This window comes from Ferrovibrio sp. GW821-FHT12E11 (assembly GCF_058806975.1).
Genome location: NZ_JBXAQG010000002.1, coordinates 176,413 through 191,525 on the forward strand (window position 1 = coordinate 176,413; position 15,113 = coordinate 191,525).

At 63.7% G+C, this 15,113-nt stretch carries 20 protein-coding genes and 1 tRNA gene; 6 read left to right on the forward strand and 15 right to left on the reverse strand.

From position 1 onward, the window contains the following. The first annotated feature begins 10 nt into the window (after positions 1 to 10). The 3 genes from AC1ROT_RS20940 to trmFO are packed head-to-tail and all read left to right on the forward strand — an operon-like array spanning position 11 to position 2,356. Positions 11 to 424 (forward strand): GlcG/HbpS family heme-binding protein, encoded by a 414-nt coding sequence (locus AC1ROT_RS20940; RefSeq protein WP_493001442.1) that lies wholly within the window; start codon positions 11 to 13, stop codon positions 422 to 424. 8 nt (positions 425 to 432) lie between these two features. Further along, the gene (locus AC1ROT_RS20945; RefSeq protein ID WP_493001443.1) at positions 433 to 1,014 is read left to right on the forward strand and encodes a regulatory protein RecX; all 582 of its coding nucleotides are present in this window, start codon (positions 433 to 435) and stop codon (positions 1,012 to 1,014) included. Continuing rightward, positions 1,001 to 2,356: a methylenetetrahydrofolate--tRNA-(uracil(54)-C(5))-methyltransferase (FADH(2)-oxidizing) TrmFO gene (gene trmFO, locus AC1ROT_RS20950; RefSeq protein WP_493001445.1), complete on the forward strand. Its 1,356-nt coding sequence runs from the start codon at positions 1,001 to 1,003 to the stop codon at positions 2,354 to 2,356. Before AC1ROT_RS20945 ends, trmFO begins: the two co-directional genes overlap by 14 nt. On the opposite strand, the gene AC1ROT_RS20955 is transcribed toward trmFO, so the two are convergent. Continuing rightward, positions 2,353 to 3,180 carry a phytoene/squalene synthase family protein gene (locus tag AC1ROT_RS20955; RefSeq protein ID WP_492973010.1) on the reverse strand — a complete coding sequence of 276 codons (828 nt, stop codon included), beginning with the start codon at positions 3,178 to 3,180 and terminating at the stop codon, positions 2,353 to 2,355. The two genes, trmFO and AC1ROT_RS20955, sit on opposite strands and share 4 nt — an antisense overlap. Positions 3,181 to 3,344: 164 nt before the next feature. Here AC1ROT_RS20955 and AC1ROT_RS20960 point away from each other — a divergent pair, with 164 nt between their 5' ends. Continuing rightward, a complete protein-coding gene (locus AC1ROT_RS20960) occupies positions 3,345 to 3,923 on the forward strand; it encodes a urate hydroxylase PuuD (RefSeq protein ID WP_492973011.1) in 579 nt (192 codons plus the stop codon). 75 nt (positions 3,924 to 3,998) lie between these two features. Here the strand turns inward: AC1ROT_RS20960 and AC1ROT_RS20965 are convergent, their stop codons facing one another. From AC1ROT_RS20965 to AC1ROT_RS20985, 5 genes are all read right to left on the reverse strand, one after another. Continuing rightward, complete coding sequence (locus AC1ROT_RS20965; protein ID WP_493001447.1) at positions 3,999 to 4,373, reverse strand: Mth938-like domain-containing protein; 375 nt, start codon at positions 4,371 to 4,373, stop codon at positions 3,999 to 4,001. A 24-nt stretch (positions 4,374 to 4,397) separates the two neighbouring features. Continuing rightward, positions 4,398 to 5,354, reverse strand: a complete 957-nt coding sequence (gene secF / locus AC1ROT_RS20970) for a protein translocase subunit SecF (RefSeq protein WP_492973013.1) — start codon at positions 5,352 to 5,354, stop codon at positions 4,398 to 4,400. Between the two features lie 13 nt (positions 5,355 to 5,367). After that, on the reverse strand, positions 5,368 to 6,972 hold the full coding sequence (gene secD, locus AC1ROT_RS20975; RefSeq protein WP_492973014.1) for a protein translocase subunit SecD: 1,605 nt from the start codon (positions 6,970 to 6,972) through the stop codon (positions 5,368 to 5,370). A 124-nt stretch (positions 6,973 to 7,096) separates the two neighbouring features. Beyond that, positions 7,097 to 7,447 (reverse strand): preprotein translocase subunit YajC, encoded by a 351-nt coding sequence (gene yajC, locus AC1ROT_RS20980; protein WP_492973015.1) that lies wholly within the window; start codon positions 7,445 to 7,447, stop codon positions 7,097 to 7,099. Positions 7,448 to 7,607: 160 nt separating this feature from the next. After that, positions 7,608 to 8,030, reverse strand: a complete 423-nt coding sequence (locus AC1ROT_RS20985; protein WP_493001449.1) for a hypothetical protein — start codon at positions 8,028 to 8,030, stop codon at positions 7,608 to 7,610. Positions 8,031 to 8,256: 226 nt separating this feature from the next. Between AC1ROT_RS20985 and AC1ROT_RS20990 the strand changes: the two genes are divergently transcribed. Then, on the forward strand, positions 8,257 to 8,409 hold the full coding sequence (locus AC1ROT_RS20990) for a hypothetical protein (RefSeq protein ID WP_493001451.1): 153 nt from the start codon (positions 8,257 to 8,259) through the stop codon (positions 8,407 to 8,409). 30 nt (positions 8,410 to 8,439) lie between these two features. Here AC1ROT_RS20990 and AC1ROT_RS20995 read toward each other — a convergent pair. The 8 genes from AC1ROT_RS20995 to AC1ROT_RS21030 all read right to left on the reverse strand — a co-directional run bounded on the left by AC1ROT_RS20995 (position 8,440) and on the right by AC1ROT_RS21030 (position 13,480). After that, positions 8,440 to 8,516 (reverse strand) — tRNA-Pro (locus AC1ROT_RS20995). Positions 8,517 to 8,916: 400 nt separating this feature from the next. Continuing rightward, on the reverse strand, positions 8,917 to 9,417 hold the full coding sequence (locus AC1ROT_RS21000; RefSeq protein ID WP_493001452.1) for a MerR family transcriptional regulator: 501 nt from the start codon (positions 9,415 to 9,417) through the stop codon (positions 8,917 to 8,919). 20 nt (positions 9,418 to 9,437) lie between these two features. Next, complete coding sequence (locus AC1ROT_RS21005) at positions 9,438 to 9,767, reverse strand: integration host factor subunit alpha (RefSeq protein ID WP_493001454.1); 330 nt, start codon at positions 9,765 to 9,767, stop codon at positions 9,438 to 9,440. 133 nt (positions 9,768 to 9,900) lie between these two features. Further along, the gene (locus AC1ROT_RS21010) at positions 9,901 to 10,875 is read right to left on the reverse strand and encodes a beta-ketoacyl-ACP synthase III (protein ID WP_493001717.1); all 975 of its coding nucleotides are present in this window, start codon (positions 10,873 to 10,875) and stop codon (positions 9,901 to 9,903) included. Beyond that, complete coding sequence (gene plsX / locus AC1ROT_RS21015) at positions 10,872 to 11,948, reverse strand: phosphate acyltransferase PlsX (protein ID WP_492973020.1); 1,077 nt, start codon at positions 11,946 to 11,948, stop codon at positions 10,872 to 10,874. Before plsX ends, AC1ROT_RS21010 begins: the two co-directional genes overlap by 4 nt. Positions 11,949 to 11,978: 30 nt before the next feature. Further along, positions 11,979 to 12,164, reverse strand: a complete 186-nt coding sequence (gene rpmF / locus AC1ROT_RS21020) for a 50S ribosomal protein L32 (protein WP_492973021.1) — start codon at positions 12,162 to 12,164, stop codon at positions 11,979 to 11,981. A 104-nt stretch (positions 12,165 to 12,268) separates the two neighbouring features. Continuing rightward, the gene (locus tag AC1ROT_RS21025; protein ID WP_492973022.1) at positions 12,269 to 12,829 is read right to left on the reverse strand and encodes a YceD family protein; all 561 of its coding nucleotides are present in this window, start codon (positions 12,827 to 12,829) and stop codon (positions 12,269 to 12,271) included. 105 nt (positions 12,830 to 12,934) lie between these two features. Next, positions 12,935 to 13,480 carry a ubiquinol-cytochrome C chaperone family protein gene (locus AC1ROT_RS21030; RefSeq protein WP_493001456.1) on the reverse strand — a complete coding sequence of 182 codons (546 nt, stop codon included), beginning with the start codon at positions 13,478 to 13,480 and terminating at the stop codon, positions 12,935 to 12,937. A 99-nt stretch (positions 13,481 to 13,579) separates the two neighbouring features. Between AC1ROT_RS21030 and AC1ROT_RS21035 the strand changes: the two genes are divergently transcribed. Beyond that, positions 13,580 to 14,053 (forward strand): outer membrane protein assembly factor BamE, encoded by a 474-nt coding sequence (locus AC1ROT_RS21035; protein ID WP_493001457.1) that lies wholly within the window; start codon positions 13,580 to 13,582, stop codon positions 14,051 to 14,053. On the opposite strand, the gene cobT is transcribed toward AC1ROT_RS21035, so the two are convergent. Continuing rightward, on the reverse strand, positions 14,050 to 15,072 hold the full coding sequence (cobT, locus tag AC1ROT_RS21040) for a nicotinate-nucleotide--dimethylbenzimidazole phosphoribosyltransferase (protein ID WP_492973025.1): 1,023 nt from the start codon (positions 15,070 to 15,072) through the stop codon (positions 14,050 to 14,052). The genes AC1ROT_RS21035 and cobT overlap by 4 nt on opposite strands. Positions 15,073 to 15,113: the final 41 nt, after the last annotated feature.

Genomic DNA, 15,113 nt, shown 5'->3' on the forward strand with positions numbered 1-15,113 from the left:
GCACCTGTCGATGATTACCCGCAAGGCCCTCACCCTGTCCGACGTCCAGGCCATTGCCGCCGGCGCCGAAGCCGAAGCTATGAAGAACAACTGGAAGGTCAGCATCGCCATTGCCGATGACGGCGGCCATCTGCTGCATTTCCAGCGTCTCGACGGCGCGCCGACCCAGTCGACCTATATCAGCCAGGGCAAGGCCAAGGCGGCCGCCTATGCGCGCAAGCCGACCAAGGGCCTGGAAGAGGTGATCGGCAACGGCCGCACCGCCTTCCTGACCGCGGCCGCTGTCAGCGACATGGTGCTGCTGGAAGGCGGCGAACCGATCATCGTGGACGGCATCTGCATCGGCGCCGTCGGCGTGTCGGGCGTGAAGTCCAGCGAAGATTCCCAGATCGCGCTGGCCGGCATCGCCAAGCTGGTGGCCTGAGGCCATCCGTGCCGCCGCGTCCGCGCAAGGTCCCGAAAAAGATCACGCCGGACTATCTGGAAAAGGCCGCCCTGTTCTATCTCGAACGCTACAGCAGTTCGGCGGAGAATCTCCGCCGGGTGCTGGGCCGCAAGGTGCGGCGCTCGATTGCCGAACATGGCGCGCCGACAGCCGAAGAGGCGGTGCAATGGATCGTAGCCCTGCTGGCCAAGCTGCAGCGGCTCAACCTGCTGGACGACCGCAAATATGCCGAAGGCCGGGTGCGGCGGCTCTATGCCGAGGGCAAGTCGCTTGGCCGCATCAAGCAGACGCTGGCCGTCAAAGGCGTGGCGCAGGACGATGTGGCTGCCGCTTTCGAGCGCCTGCAGGATGAAGCGGATGCACCGGTCTCCGACCTGCCGGCGGCCGCCGCCTTCGCCCGCAAACGCAAGCTGGGGCCATATCGGATGGACGCCGAAGAACGCCGGACCATGAAGCAGAAGGATCTCGGCGCGCTGGCGCGTCGCGGCTTCAGCCAGGCCATTGCCATGAAGATACTGAGCGCCGGCAGCGTCGCCGCGCTCGAGGAGATGTTGCATGACGCAGATTAAGCCCATCCACATCATCGGCGGCGGGCTCGCCGGCTCGGAAGCCGCCTGGCAGGTTTCGCGCCTGGGCGTGCCGGTGGTGCTGCACGAGATGCGGCCGATCCGCAAGACCGATGCCCATCACACCGACAACCTGGCCGAGCTGGTCTGCTCAAATTCCTTCCGCTCCGACGATGTGGAAGGCAATGCCGTCGGGCTGCTGCATGAAGAACTGCGGCGTTGCAATTCGCTGATCATGCGGGCCGCTGAAGTGGCGAAAGTGCCGGCCGGTGGCGCCCTCGCCGTCGACCGCGATGTCTTTTCCGGCGAGGTGCACAAGGCCATCGAAGCCGAGCCGCTGATCACGCTGGAACGCGGCGAGATCGCCGGCCTGCCGCCGGCGGACTGGGACAGCGTGATCGTCGCCACCGGGCCGCTCACCTCGCCCGCTTTGGCCGAAGCCGTGGGCCAGCTCACCGGCCTGCAGAGCCTGGCCTTCTTCGATGCCATCGCGCCGATCATCCACAAAGACAGCATCGACATGGACAAAGCCTGGTTCCAGTCGCGCTACGACAAGGTGGGACCCGCCGGTGATGGTGCCGATTACATCAACTGCCCCTTCGAGAAACCCAACTACCTCGAATTCCATGCGGCGCTGCTCGCTGCGGAAAAGACAGAGTTTAAAGAGTGGGAAAAGAACACGCCCTATTTCGAGGGCTGCCTGCCGATCGAGGTGATGGCGGAGCGCGGCCCGCGCACGCTGACCTTCGGTCCGATGAAGCCGGTCGGCCTGACCGATCCGAAAACCGGCCGCAAACCCTATGCGGTCGTGCAGCTGCGCCAGGACAACAAGCTCGGCACGCTCTACAACATGGTCGGCTTCCAGACCAAGATGAAGCATGGCGAGCAGACCCGCATCTTCCGCATGATCCCCGGCCTGGAGAATGCGCAATTCGCCCGGCTCGGCGGCATCCACCGCAACACCTTCCTCAACTCGCCCAAGCTGCTCGACACGCAGCTGCGCCTGAAGGCGATGCCGCGGCTGCGTTTCGCCGGCCAGGTCACCGGCGTAGAGGGCTATGTCGAAAGCACAGCTATAGGCCTGATCGCCGGCCGCATGGCGGCAAGCCAGCGCCTGGGCAGCGAACAGACGCCGCCGCCGCCGACCACGGCGCTCGGCGCGCTGCACAGCCACATCACCGGTGGCGCCGATGCCAAGCACTTCCAGCCGATGAATGTGAATTTCGGCCTGTTCCCGCCGGTCGGCGAGGACGTGCATAAAAGCGAACGCAAGAAAGTCCTGAGCCGTCGCGCGCTGGCCGATCTCGGGAGCTGGCTTGGCGGCGCCGCGGCCGCTGCCGCCTAGATCCGGCCGCGCAACGAGGCCCAGAGCAGTGCCATCTGTTTGCGCAGCGGCGTAACACGCGCCTCGGCCATCATCGGATCGTAGCCGCACTGTTCCAGCGCCTTCAGATGCAGGCCGGCCAGTTTTGCCGGCAGCAGCGCCGGCAAAGCCTGGCGCGATGACGTTCCCTGCCTTGCGGCAGCCAGCAGTCGTTTGGCCTCACCCGCGATCTCGGCGAGCACGGCCGGCAGCTTGGCGCTCACATCGGTCTGGATCACCGCATCGGGCGAAATACCATGGGCGCCGAGCAGACTGGCCGGCAGCAGGATGCGGCGCTGCGCGATCAGATGCGGTGTCGCGCGCAGGATGCCGGTCAGCGCATAGGCCGTGGCCGCCGGCTGCAGGATGCTGTCATCTATCGTTGCGCCGAGCTGCTGTGCCGCCAGCCGCATCAGCGGCACCGAGGTCGCGGCGGCATAGTCCAGCAGCGCCGCCATGTCGGCGAGCGGCGCTTCGTCCATGTCGCGTTCGCGCCCGTCGATCAGCGCCAGCGCCTGTTCCATATCCAAACCACGGCAATGGGCATGCAGCGCCAGTACAACGGGATGCTGCCGCGGCGTGCCGGCGCGGATACCCTCCCAGGCCTCGCGCCACCATTGCAGGCGGATCTGGCCGATCATGGGTTGGGTGACGGTTTCGCGGGCGCGGGCGATCTCGCTGTTGAACGCGTAGAGCGCGAACAGGCCTGCCCGCCGGGCATCCGGTGCGAACAGCGCACTCAGCCAGCGGTCAGGGTCCAGCCGGCGCAACTCGCGGGCGCAATGGTCATCAGGCGATTCGGTCATTCCGGACTAGCGGTTTTGTGATAACTTCAGCGCAGCGAATCAGGGCTGTTGCGCGCAGACATGGGTAATCGATTCGTTCCTTCCCTCGCCCTCGTCCCCGAGGGCCCCGGCTGCGGACCAGCATAACCAGCAACGCCTGAACAAGAACAATAAGGACCCGCATCATGGCAAAGATTCTGGAAAACCTCTACAAGGCGCTCGGCGCCGGCGTCGTCCTGGCGCTGGTGCTGTTCTTCCTTGTCCACCGCAGCTTCGATGCTGCCTTCGTCAGCTTCTTCTTCCGCTGGCTGCATGTCCTCTCGGGCATCCTGTGGATCGGCCTGCTGTGGTACTTCAACTTCGTGCAGATCCCCACCATGCCGAAGATCCCGGCCGAGCTGAAGCCCGCCGTGGGCAAGTTCATCGCCCCCGAGGCGCTGTTCTGGTTCCGCTGGGCGGCGCTCGCCACGGTCATCACCGGCCTGATCCTGGCCTTCCTGAACGGCTACGGCCATCAGGCGCTGGCCCTGCAGGAAGGCAGCCGCACCATCGGTATCGGCATGTGGCTCGGCCTGTTCATGGCCGCCAATGTCTGGTTCGTCATCTGGCCGAACCAGAAGAAGGCGCTGGGCATCGTGCCGACCGACGATGCGTCGAAGGCCAAGGCGGCCCGCATGGCCATGCTGGGCTCGCGCACCAACTTCATGCTGTCGATCCCGATGCTGTACTGCATGGTCGCGCAGCAGAATGGCGGCGCCTGGTAAGGCGACAGCCTTTCAAAACGAACGAGGGCGGCCTTTGCGGGCCGCCCTTTTTCTTTACCTGCGTGAACCCGCCGGTCAGACCGGGATCAGCGCCGCCGCCACCCGGCGGCTCTCGCCCATGAGAAGATTGTAGGTGCGGCAGGCGGCGCCGGTGTCCAGCGTCTCGATCACCGGGCCACGCTTGCGCACCTCGGCGCGCAGCGCCTTGTCGATGAAGACCATGCCCGGACCGCAGCCGAGCAGCAGGATCTCCACCTCGCCGGCGATAGCGAAGACCGGCTCCAGCGAAGCCAGCGTCATCTCTTTGATATCGGTGATGCCCCAGGCCAGCGTCTGGGTCGGGAACACCAGCACGGATTCCGTCCAGTGCTTGCCGGAGATGCGGAAGCCGCCATCGCCATAGGCATTGATGACCTGGCGGTCGCCGGGAATGCGCGGCAGCAGGTCCATGACGCCGCTCGCTCCGCGCGCCCCTTATGGCCGCTGCGCGGCGGCCTTGGCTTCGGCCTGCTCGGCCGGCTGGCCGCGACGCAGGCGGTTCTCGCCCAGGAACAGCAGGATCGGTGCGGCGATGAAGATCGAGGACGAGGTCGCCAGCACGATGCCGAACAGCAGCACCAGCGCGAATTCGCGCACCGCCTCGCCGCCGAACAGGGCCAGCGGGATGGTCGAGAGGAACACGGTCAGCGAGGTGTTGACCGTGCGGTTCAGCGTCTCGTTGATGCTCTTGTCGATAAGTTCGCGTAGCGGCAGCGACTTGTACTTGCGCAGGTTCTCGCGCACGCGGTCATAGACCACCACCTTGTCGTTGACCGAGAAGCCCATCACGGTCAGCACCGCGGCAATGGCCACCAGATTGAACTGGATGTCGGTCACCACGTAGAAGCCGATGGTCTTGGTGACGTCGAGCACCAGAGTGGCGATGGCGCCGATGCCGAACTGCCATTCAAAGCGGAACCAGATGTAGATCAGCATGGCGACCAGCGCCAGACCCATGGCCAGCATGCCATCGCGGAACAGGCCTTCCGACACGGATGCGCCCACCGCTTCCACGCGGCGGATTTCGGTGCCCGGATAGGCCTGCGTCAGCGCAACGCGCACCTTGTCGGCAGCTTGCTGCGCGGCAGAGTCTTCCGTGCCCTGGCGCTCCAGACGGATCAGCACATCGTTCGGCCCGCCGAACTGCTGCAACGCCGAATGACCGAGATTCAGGTTGCCGATCAGGCCGCGCAGCGCCGGGAAATCGGCCGGCTGCTGCAGGCGGGCCTCGATCACGATGCCGCCCTTGAAGTCGATGCCGTAATTCAGGCCCGGATAGAAGAACAGGACGACCGAGATCACCGACAGGAAGGCCGAAACGGCCAGTCCGATGACGCGGCCCTTCATGAAGGGATAGGCGGTGTTGTCCGGGATCAGACGAAGCTTGTACATAACGGTCGCCTCCTTACACCGGCAGCAGCGTCGGACGACGCTGGCGCAGCCAGGTCACCATCATCAGGCGAACGAGGACGGTGGCAGTGAACATCGAGGTGAGAATGCCGATCGAGATGGTGACGGCAAAGCCCTTCACCGTGCCGGAGCCCAGCGAATAGAGCAGCGCCATCTTGATCAGCGTGGTGACGTTGGCATCGAAGATGGTGCTGAAGGCGCGGCTGAAGCCGGCCGACATCGCCGCCATCGGCGACTTGCCCATTTTCACTTCTTCGCGGATGCGCTCGTTGATCAGCACGTTGGCGTCGACCGACATGCCTAGCGTCAGCAGCAGGCCGGCGATGCCGGGCAGCGTCAGGGTCGCCTGCAGCAGCGACATGGCGGCCAGCGTCATCACCAGGTTGACCAGCAGCGCCACATCGGCGAACAGGCCGAACAGGCCATAGGCCAGCACCATGTAGACCACGACCAGCGCGGCAGCGACGGCAATCGAGATCAGGCCGGCACGGATCGAATCCTCGCCCAGGTCGGGACCGACAGTGCGTTCCTCCACCACTTTCAGCGGCGCCGGCAGGGCGCCGGCACGCAGCAGCACGGAAAGATCGTTGGCTTCAGCCACGGTGAAGTTGCCGCTGATCTGACCCGAGCCGCCCAGGATCGGCTCGCGGATCACCGGCGCGCTCAGCACCTTGTTGTCGAGCACAATGGCAAAGGGCTGGCCCACGGATTGCTGGGTGATCTCGGCAAAGCGCTTGCCGCCGGTGGTATCGAAGCGGAAGGAGACGATGGGCTGACCGCCGCGCTGGTCGTAGCCCGGCTGGGCATCCACCAGATTATCGCCGGCAACCTCAACCTTGCGCTTCACGACATAGCGTTCGCCGCGGCCCTTGTCGCCTTCCAGGATTTCCGAGCCCGGCGGCGCCGGCGCATTCGGATCGGCATTGGTGTCGACCATGCGGAAGGTCAGCTTCGCGGTGGTGCCGACCAGCGTCTTGATGCGCTGCGGATCACCCACGCCGGGCAGCTGGACCAGGATGCGGCTGTCGCCCTGACGCTGGATGGTGGGTTCCGACACGCCGGTCTGGTCGATACGGCGGCGGACGATTTCAATGGATTGTGTCACGGCGTTACGGGCGCGCTCGACCAGCGCGGCTTCCGACAGCGTCATGCGGATCTGGCCGTCCGGCGTGGCCGATACCTGCAGATCGGTCTGCGTGGCGCCGAAGCCGAGGCCGGCGGTGCTCTGCACGGGATTGCCCAGCTTGGTCAGCAGCTGGCGCGCCTGCTCGGTCTGGGCCGGATCGCGCAGACGCACAGCCACGCTGTTGCTGCCGGAAACACCCAGCGAGGTATAGCCGATACGTGCGGTGCGCAGTTCATTGCGCGCCCCTTCAACCACGGCTTCCAGGCGCTCGCGCAGCACCACGCTGGTATCCACTTCCAGCAGCAGATGCGCGCCACCGCGCAGATCGAGGCCGAGGCTGATCTGGCGCTTGGGCAGCCAGTTGGGCCAGCTTGCCACGGTTGCGGCCGAGAAGAAGCTCGGGATGCTCAGGATCACGCTGGCCAGGCAGGCCAGAGCGATCAGCGCAATCTTCCAGGGCGCGAAATACATCATGGTCGTTACACCGTCAGAGGCTGCCCGACGAAGCGGGGCAAGCGGTCGTGTCGTTCGGAAATGGCGTGTCGTTCAAGAACGAACGGCGCCGAAACCATCGGCGCCGTTCGCAGTCATTGAAAAATCAGCCGGCCTTGGCTTCGGTCTTCTCTTCGGCGTCGGTGTCGCCGCCCTTGGAGCGGACTTCGCCGATGGTGCCCTTGATGACCTTGACCTTGACGCCTTCGGCGATCTCGATCTGGACCAGGCCGTCTTCCTGAACCTTGATCACCTTGCCGACGATGCCGCCGGCCGTGGTGACCACGTCGCCGCGACGCACGGCCTCAATCATCGCCTTGTGGTCTTTCATCTTCTTCTGCTGCGGACGGATCAGCAGGAAGTAGAAGACAACGAAAATCAGGACCAGCGGCAGCAGCGAGGTCAGCATGTCGGTGGTGCCACCGGCCGCCTGCGCATAGGCCTCGGAAATCAGCATGAAAGGCTCCCTGTCGTATCTGTATCGTGTATGTGCAGCCAGGCGGCAAACCTGCCGCCAGCGAGAGACGCGGACTATAGCCGGGGATGCTTCAAATGCAAGTATCGCGCCCTGTTTCCGCGTGGCTCAGGGCTGCAAAAAAGCAAGGCGGATCAAGCCTCTAATGCTGCACGCTGTGCAGCCAGTCCAGCGCCGTCTGGCGATCGGGAAACATGCAGTGACGCGAGTTCGGGAACATGGCGCTCACTGCCTTCACCACCAGGGCGAAGATCGGATCGCCGCTCACATAGGCGACGCGCGACGGCTCCCTGTTGCCGCGCCCCCAGTCGGCCAGCTTGCTGACCGCCTTGATTGCCGCCCAGTTGATATTGCCGCGGAATGCCGAGACATCCACCAGGGTGGGCATCGAGGTGGTGATCCAGCCACGCGCATAGCCTTCCTGCATGCCGAGATAGATCTGCTCGCCATCCGGTGCGCCCACCAGATCGATCATCAGCATGCCATCCGTGGCACGCAGGGCGACAAAGTCGTCCCGCTCGCCGAGGTGAATGGATGCGTCCTGCACCGTCGTCTGCTGTTCCACCGTCATCCCCATAACTGCCTGAGACCAGTGGAACGTGGTTATGGTTAATTTTTGACTGACGCATAGGTGGTGGTGCGGTTGTATTCCACTGCCTCCGGTATTTTACCTGTGAAACGGCTGTGGCCTTGTGGCATCCGCGAGACATCCCGCAGTGCAGCGGAACGCCCACCCGTCCCGCCCGGTTAGGCTGGTCATGCAACCCCGTCCGTACAGAGAGGGCATCGCCATGATCAGCACCGTTTCTGAGCGCAGGACCGAAAACCGCCATTCTGACCGGCGCACCCGGGATGAAGCCTGGTGGCGCGACGAAGTCGGCATCCTGGTCGAACACGAGGTCTGGCACCTGCCCCAACTCGCCGAAGAGCAGTTGCAGGCCTGACGGATTCGGGTTTTCAGAGATGGAAAGAAATGGTCGGACTGGCGGGATTTGAACCCACGACCCCTTGTCCCCCAGACAAGTGCGCTACCAGACTGCGCTACAGTCCGACCGGGCTTTGCTGCGCGGCCGGGTAAGCAGGCGGCGCGGCGAAGCGGCGCGCACTATAGCCACCGCCCCATGCAGGCGCAACTGCGCCAACCCCTTGGGAATCCAGTGACGGAACGCGCTGTAATTCCGCAGGACATCTTGATTTGCAGAGCGCTGTTCCCATTTCATTCGCAGCCGTTTTTGCTGTCGAACATCGTGAATCCGTATGCCATTCCTGCATCGGGACAGAATGGGACTCAATTGGCCTTCAACTGGACGGACTTGGCCCGAACTGGCTCTGAACTGGACGCAATTGGCTCCGCATCGGATCGAATTGGTCCCGAACAGGACTCAATCGGACCGGCTTTATCTATGACTGGCCCACTAAACTATTGAAATGTATTGGGTTGAATCGCGCTTTCAGCGATTCTGGCGCGCTACGATATCGGCGTGGATCGATTCCAGCTCTTTCAGGCAGGTTTTCAGCGCCTGTTTCATGCTGCCCATATCGTTGAGCAAGTCGAAGGGCATGCCGATCTGGCGCGTATCGGCGACCTTCCTGGCGGGTGCTTCGGTCGCTGGTGTTGCTTTCTTCTCGCCCAGCATCTTCTCGTTCTGGGCCCGCGCCCGCACCGCCTTGGCCAGGCCGCCCTCGCGCAGCAGCTTCTGCACACCCTTGATGGTGTAGCCCTGGTCGTGCAGCAGGGTGCGGATTTCGCTTAAGAGCGCGATATCCTCAACGCGGTAGTAACGGCGGCCGCCATTGCGCTTCACCGGGCGGATCTGGTGGAATTTCTTCTCCCAGAAGCGCAGCACATGCTGCGGCAGGCCCAGCGTCTCGGCCACTTCGCCGATCGTGCGGAAAGCGGACCCCGTCTTGCTCCTGGCGGTCTTGTCCTGGGATTCAGGCTGGTCGGCCATGGCTCACGGCACAGGTGTAATCAGGCGCCGGTCTTGGCCTGCTGCGAGGCGGCATGCATGCCGGCGTTGATCTTTTCCTTCAGCACATGGCTGGCGCGAAACACCAGCACCTTGCGCGGATCAATCGGCACTTCCTGGCCGGTCTTGGGGTTGCGGCCCATGCGGCCGCCCTTGGAGCGGACCTGGAAGGTGCCGAAGGACGAGATCTTGACCATATGGTCGGCGATCAGGCTGTCGATAATCTCGTTCAGCACCGTTTCGACCAGCTGGGCCGACTCACTGCGAGACAGACCCACCTCCTGGTAGATCGCTTCGCTGAGTTGCGCCCGGGTCAGGGTATTATCGCTCATCGCCAACGCCCCTAATTATTAAATTTTATAGCAGGCACGCTAACTTAAGCCCAAGCAGGCGTCAACAAGACCTTGGCCGAAGAGCCGTGTCGAATCGGGGCCTTGGGCCGGGTATTGCTACTTTGAAATGAAATTACCAGCGGACCAGGGCGCTGCCCCAGGTGAAACCGCCGCCCATGGCCTCCAGCAGCAGCACATCGCCGCGCTTGATACGGCCGTCATGGGCGGCTTCAGCCAGGGCCAGCGGCACCGAGGCGGCCGAGGTGTTGCCATGGCGGTCGACCGTCAGCACCACCTTGTCGGTGCTCAGGCCGAGCTTGCGGGCGGTGCCGTCAATGATCCGTTTGTTGGCCTGGTGCGGCACCAGCCAGTCGATCTGCTCGGTCTTCATGTCGACGGCGGCGAGCGTTTCCTTCACCACATCGGCGAGATTGACCACCGCATGACGGAACACTTCCTTGCCCAGCATGCGCAGATGGCCGGTAGTCTGGGTGCTGGACGGGCCGCCATCGACATAGAGCAGGTCATGATGGCGACCGTCGGAATGCAGATGCGTGGTCAGCACGCCGCGATCTTCGTTGGTACCGGCAGACTCTTCCGCTTTCAGCACAAGGGCGCCGGCGCCATCGGCGAACAGCACGCAGGTGGTGCGGTCGGTCCAGTCGATGATGCGCGAAAAGGTTTCAGCACCAATGACGACAGCAGTCTTGGCCTGCCCGGCCTTGATGAAGTTGTCGGCGGTAGCGAGCGCATAAATGAAACCCGAGCAGACCGCCTGCACGTCGAAGGCAAAGCCCTTCGTCATGCCAAGCGCGGCCTGGACACGGCATGCCGTCGCCGGGAAGGTTTCGTCCGGCGTGGCGGTGGCCAGCACGATCAGGTCGACATCCTGCGCCGTGAGGCCGGCATGCTTCAGCGCAGCCTCGGCCGCCTTCAGGGCGAGGTCGGAGGTCTTCTCGCCCTCGGCGGCGATATGGCGCTGTTTGATTCCGGTGCGCTCGACGATCCACTCATCCGTGGTGTCGACCATCTTGGCAAGATCGGCATTGGTCAATATCCGCTCCGGCAGGTAACTGCCAACTCCCGCCACGACAGAGCGAATCATTATATCCCCGCACTCGCCACTTGTTGTTCGTTCTGGGCGGTCTGCGCCGCCAGCGATTCCGCAAAGGCGCCTGAGAAGTCTGCCTTAATGCGATCGATCAGGCGATCCTGCGCCATATCGATGGCAACTTCCAGTGCCGCCGCGAAACCGACATCATCGGTACCGCCGTGGCTTTTGACCGCGATGCCGTTCAGACCGAGCAGCACGCCGCCGTTGTAAAAGCGTGGATCCATGCGGTCGCGCAGCATGGCAAGGCCTGACCGCGCCAGCAGATACCCCAGCTTGGTCAGAAGCGAGCGCTGGAACGCCGCGCGCAGCAGCGTGGCCATCAGCTTTGCGGTGCCTTCTGCGGTCTTGAGCGCGATATTGCCGGTGAAACCGTCGGTGACGATCACATCGGTCTCGCCTTTGGTGATGTCGTCGCCCTCGACGAAGCCGACAAATTCGAACGGCGGATTGGCGACATTGCGCAGCAGCTCGGCGGCGCCGCGCACTTCGTCGTGGCCCTTCAGCTCTTCGACGCCGACATTGAGCAGGCCCACGCGCGGGCGATGCCGGCCAAGTGCTGAGTGTGCAAGGTTGGCGCCCATGACAGCGAACTGCACCAGGTTGCGCGCATCACATTCCACATTGGCGCCGAGGTCGAGCACAACGGTCTCGCCCTTCATGGTCGGCAGGAAAGAGGCAATCGCAGGCCGCTCGATACCGGGCAACATGCGCAGCACGAACTTCGCCATCGCCATCAGCGCACCGGTATTGCCGGCCGATACGATGGCCTGGGCTTCACCGCTTGCCACCGTGTCGATGGCAAGACGCATGCTGGTGTTGCGGCCACGGCGCAGGGCCTGGCTCGGCTTGTCTTCGCTGCCCACCTTCTCGGCGGTATGGCGTAGCTCGCAACGGTCCTTCAGCGCCGGAAATTGGCGCAGCAGAGGTTCTATCCGTGCGGCATCGCCGAACAGAAGGAACTTGACCTGCGGAAATCGCGGCAGAATGGCTGCGGCGCCCTTGATGACCATATCGGGGGCATGATCTCCCCCCATGGCATCGAGCGCGATGGTAAAGGCCGCGGTCACACCGTTGCCCTTAACCGTTCAGCATCAGATTCAGGCAGCGGCCGTCTTGGCCACCACTTCACGGCCATCGTAATGGCCGCAAGCGCCGCAGACGTGATGGGGGCGCTTCAGCTCGCCGCAATTCGAGCACTCCATATGAGTGGTCGGGGCAAGCGCGTGATGCGAACGACCCATGTCGCGCTTCGACTTGGACTTCTTCTTCTTCGGAACAGCCATGATACAGTCTCTCTCAGTAATGCCTGGGCGGCGGTCGCGATCCGCCTGCCCCAAAATCCCCGCCTATATACTCTCGGCGCGCCCGGGGACCAAGCTCTTTCGCCTCAATCCTTTTTCAGCTTTGCCAGGACGGCGAAGGGGCTGACTTTCGCCCCGACATCCGCATCCGGCTTGTACCCTGCCGGCAGATCCGCATCCGATTTACGCGGATAGGGATCCAGTGACAGGGCCAGTTCCTCGGCCACCACCTCGCCAATATCGACCTGACCATCCGTGATCGGATCGGCCGGATCTTCGGCATCGGGGTCCAGCAGCTCCGCTTCGTCATCGGCCAGCGCCGCTGCCGGCTTCAGACTGACCGCCGGAGCAAACAGCCGCTGAAAAGCCTCGCTGATTTGCTGCCGGACCGGCTCCAGCGAGGCGATGCAGGTCTGCTCCACCTCGGCGTCCAGCCGTCCCTTCAGCCGGTAGTGACCCTGCAGTCCCGGCTCGGGCAAAACCCGGAGCTCGGCCTTCAAGGCCAGTACCGCCGGAATCTGCATCCGCTGGGCCAGAGCCCGGCAGGCCGCTTCGTCAGCTTCGAGCCTGACCGGCAGGCCCTGCGGACCTACCCGATCGAGGTCGACGATATGGCTGAATTCCTTGCCAATCCCGTCTTTCGACACGGCAAACCCTCTTCCGACCGGCCCGATTCATGCCCGGCCATCAAGGCGGCGGACCATAAGAGCAAGCGGCCAGTCGGTCAACTGCCCGTTAAGCATTTGCCAAAGCTATATAATTTCTGGAAAAGCCGGCTTTCCGGAGAGAATCTCCGCGTCCGGCTGGGCGGTCAGGGCCCGATCGGCGCGGTAGAGATAATCGGCCATTGCCGCCATTGCGGCGGCCGGGGCCTGGACCGTGCCGTAGAGATTGCGGCCCAGTGCCTCGGCCAGCACCTGCCTGTCCTCGGCCGTGAGGCCGGTTTCATAGGCTTCCACGCGGCCATAGAAGGCCTGCGCCATTTTCTTCACCCGCTTGCCCACGCCCAGGTCGCCGACCCCGATTTCACGGAGGTTGCTGTCCATATCGGCGAACAACAGGTCGAACAGCTGCTGGCTCAACCTCTGGGCGGCCGGATCGGCAATCCGCTTCAGCCGACGCATGGTGAGGAACGCATGCATGACGATCATGTCGAAGCGGCCATCCAGACTGTCGGGAACCGCATGGCGCAGGTAGAAGTCCGGCTGCCGCGCCTGCTGGACGATCTGCCGGTACAGGGCTATGGCCCCATCGCTGGCCGGGCTTTTGTTGAAGAATGAGATAAGTCGATTAAGCATCTGCACGCGCTTTGCAAATCACGGGGTGGGACCGCGGTCGTTTGCGTTTCGGGGCCGGTGAAGATAATATGCGGCCCGCGTTATAGCGAGTCTTCAGCCATGTCGATACGTCTTTACGGAACGGCCTTTGTCGCCCTGCTGCTCCTGGCAATCACGGCCTGCGCGCCGCGACAGGATTATCGCGGCACCGCCATCGACGAAGACAAGCTGAAGCTGGTCGCCGTAGGCACCAGCACGGAAGCGCAGGTTGGCGCCCTGCTCGGCTCGCCGTCCACGATCTCCACATTCCCCGACTGGGGCACCACCTACTATTACATCTCCAGCGAAACCGAGACGGTTGCGTTCCTGGCGCCGGAACTGATCGATCAGCAGGTGCTGGCGATTTCCTTCGACAAGGACAATCGCGTCAAGGAGATCAAGCGCTATGGCCTGAAGGACGGCAAGCAGATCGCCTTCGTCGATCGCGAAACGCCGACCCGCGGCAAGGAGATGACGTTCCTGGAGCAGCTGTTCGGCAATCTTGGCCGCTTCAATTCCAGTACGACAGCGCCGACCTCGGGCGTCGGTCGCTAACGGCGACTGCTGACCTGGGCCTCGGCAAAGGTGGCCATGCCAGCGTGACAGGCAACCGCCGCTTTCAGAACGCCGAGCGCAACAGCCGCGCCCGATCCCTCACCCAACCGCATACCGAGATCGAGCAACGGCACCTGTCCCAGCACATTCAGCAGGCGGCGGTGGCCAGGCTCGGCCGAGACATGGCCGGCAAGGCAATGCGCCAGCCCCGCGTCGGATAAACGCCCCAGAACCGCCGCGGCAGCACCGACGACAAATCCGTCGAGCAGAACGGGTATTCCGCGCAGTCGTGCAGCAAGCAGCGCACCGAACAGGGCCGCCAATTCACGACCACCAACCCGACGCAGCGCTTCCAGCGGGTCTTGCAGCGCTTCACCATGGAATTTCAGCGCGGCATCAACGGCAGCAATCTTGTGCACAAGCGCCGGGCCGGTGACGCCCGTGCCAGGTCCGACCCAGCTTGCCGCATCGCCACCATACAGCGCTGCAGCCAGAGCCGCTGCCACAGTGGTATTGCCGATCCCCATCTCACCGAGAATCAACAGATCGGCTTCGGCAGCAGACGCAGCCTCGACGCCACGGTTGATCGCCCGTAGGCAATCCGCCTCGCTCATCGCCGGCGCTATGGTGAAGTCGGCCGTCGGATTTTCAAGATCCAGGGCCGTCACCGACAGACTCGCGCCATGGAGTTTGGCCAGCTGATTGATCGCCGCGCCGCCGTTTTCGAAATTGGCAACCATCTGCACGGTGACATCGGCGGGATAGGCCGAGACGCCGCGGGCGGCCACCCCATGATTGCCAGCGAAGATCAGAATGCGCACCTGCTCAAGCCGGGGCGTACTGCAACGCTGCCAGCCCGCCAGATGCAGGATGCAGTCCTCCAGCCGCGCCAGCGCGCCGGCAGGCTTGGTCAACTCCGCGTCCCGCTGCCGCGCAACGGATACGGCCGTCGCATCGGGCAACGGCAGGTTCTGCACAACAGCGCGGATGGCCGCAAAGTCCCGGAATGATTCGGTCATGGTTTTGTCAGCCTGGCCCCGCTTCGCGTCCTGTTGCCTGC

Excerpts from the sequence above, each read along its gene's own strand:
- AC1ROT_RS20965 (WP_493001447.1), bottom strand. The coding sequence starts at position 4,373 with ATGGACCTGCTGCCGCGCATTCCCGGCGACCGCCAGGTCATCAATGCC.
- yajC (WP_492973015.1), bottom strand. The coding sequence starts at position 7,447 with ATGCTGATTTCCGAGGCCTATGCGCAGGCGGCCGGTGGCACCACCGAC.
- AC1ROT_RS20940 (WP_493001442.1), top strand. The coding sequence starts at position 11 with ATGATTACCCGCAAGGCCCTCACCCTGTCCGACGTCCAGGCCATTGCC.
- AC1ROT_RS21030 (WP_493001456.1), bottom strand. The coding sequence starts at position 13,480 with ATGCTTAATCGACTTATCTCATTCTTCAACAAAAGCCCGGCCAGCGAT.
- cobT (WP_492973025.1), bottom strand. The coding sequence starts at position 15,072 with ATGACCGAATCATTCCGGGACTTTGCGGCCATCCGCGCTGTTGTGCAG.
- secF (WP_492973013.1), bottom strand. The coding sequence starts at position 5,354 with ATGTACAAGCTTCGTCTGATCCCGGACAACACCGCCTATCCCTTCATG.
- AC1ROT_RS21005 (WP_493001454.1), bottom strand. The coding sequence starts at position 9,767 with ATGAGCGATAATACCCTGACCCGGGCGCAACTCAGCGAAGCGATCTAC.
- AC1ROT_RS20990 (WP_493001451.1), top strand. The coding sequence starts at position 8,257 with ATGATCAGCACCGTTTCTGAGCGCAGGACCGAAAACCGCCATTCTGAC.
- secD (WP_492973014.1), bottom strand. The coding sequence starts at position 6,972 with ATGATGTATTTCGCGCCCTGGAAGATTGCGCTGATCGCTCTGGCCTGC.
- AC1ROT_RS20960 (WP_492973011.1), top strand. The coding sequence starts at position 3,345 with ATGGCAAAGATTCTGGAAAACCTCTACAAGGCGCTCGGCGCCGGCGTC.
- rpmF (WP_492973021.1), bottom strand. The coding sequence starts at position 12,164 with ATGGCTGTTCCGAAGAAGAAGAAGTCCAAGTCGAAGCGCGACATGGGT.
- AC1ROT_RS21035 (WP_493001457.1), top strand. The coding sequence starts at position 13,580 with ATGTCGATACGTCTTTACGGAACGGCCTTTGTCGCCCTGCTGCTCCTG.
- trmFO (WP_493001445.1), top strand. The coding sequence starts at position 1,001 with ATGACGCAGATTAAGCCCATCCACATCATCGGCGGCGGGCTCGCCGGC.
- AC1ROT_RS21000 (WP_493001452.1), bottom strand. The coding sequence starts at position 9,417 with ATGGCCGACCAGCCTGAATCCCAGGACAAGACCGCCAGGAGCAAGACG.
- AC1ROT_RS20955 (WP_492973010.1), bottom strand. The coding sequence starts at position 3,180 with ATGACCGAATCGCCTGATGACCATTGCGCCCGCGAGTTGCGCCGGCTG.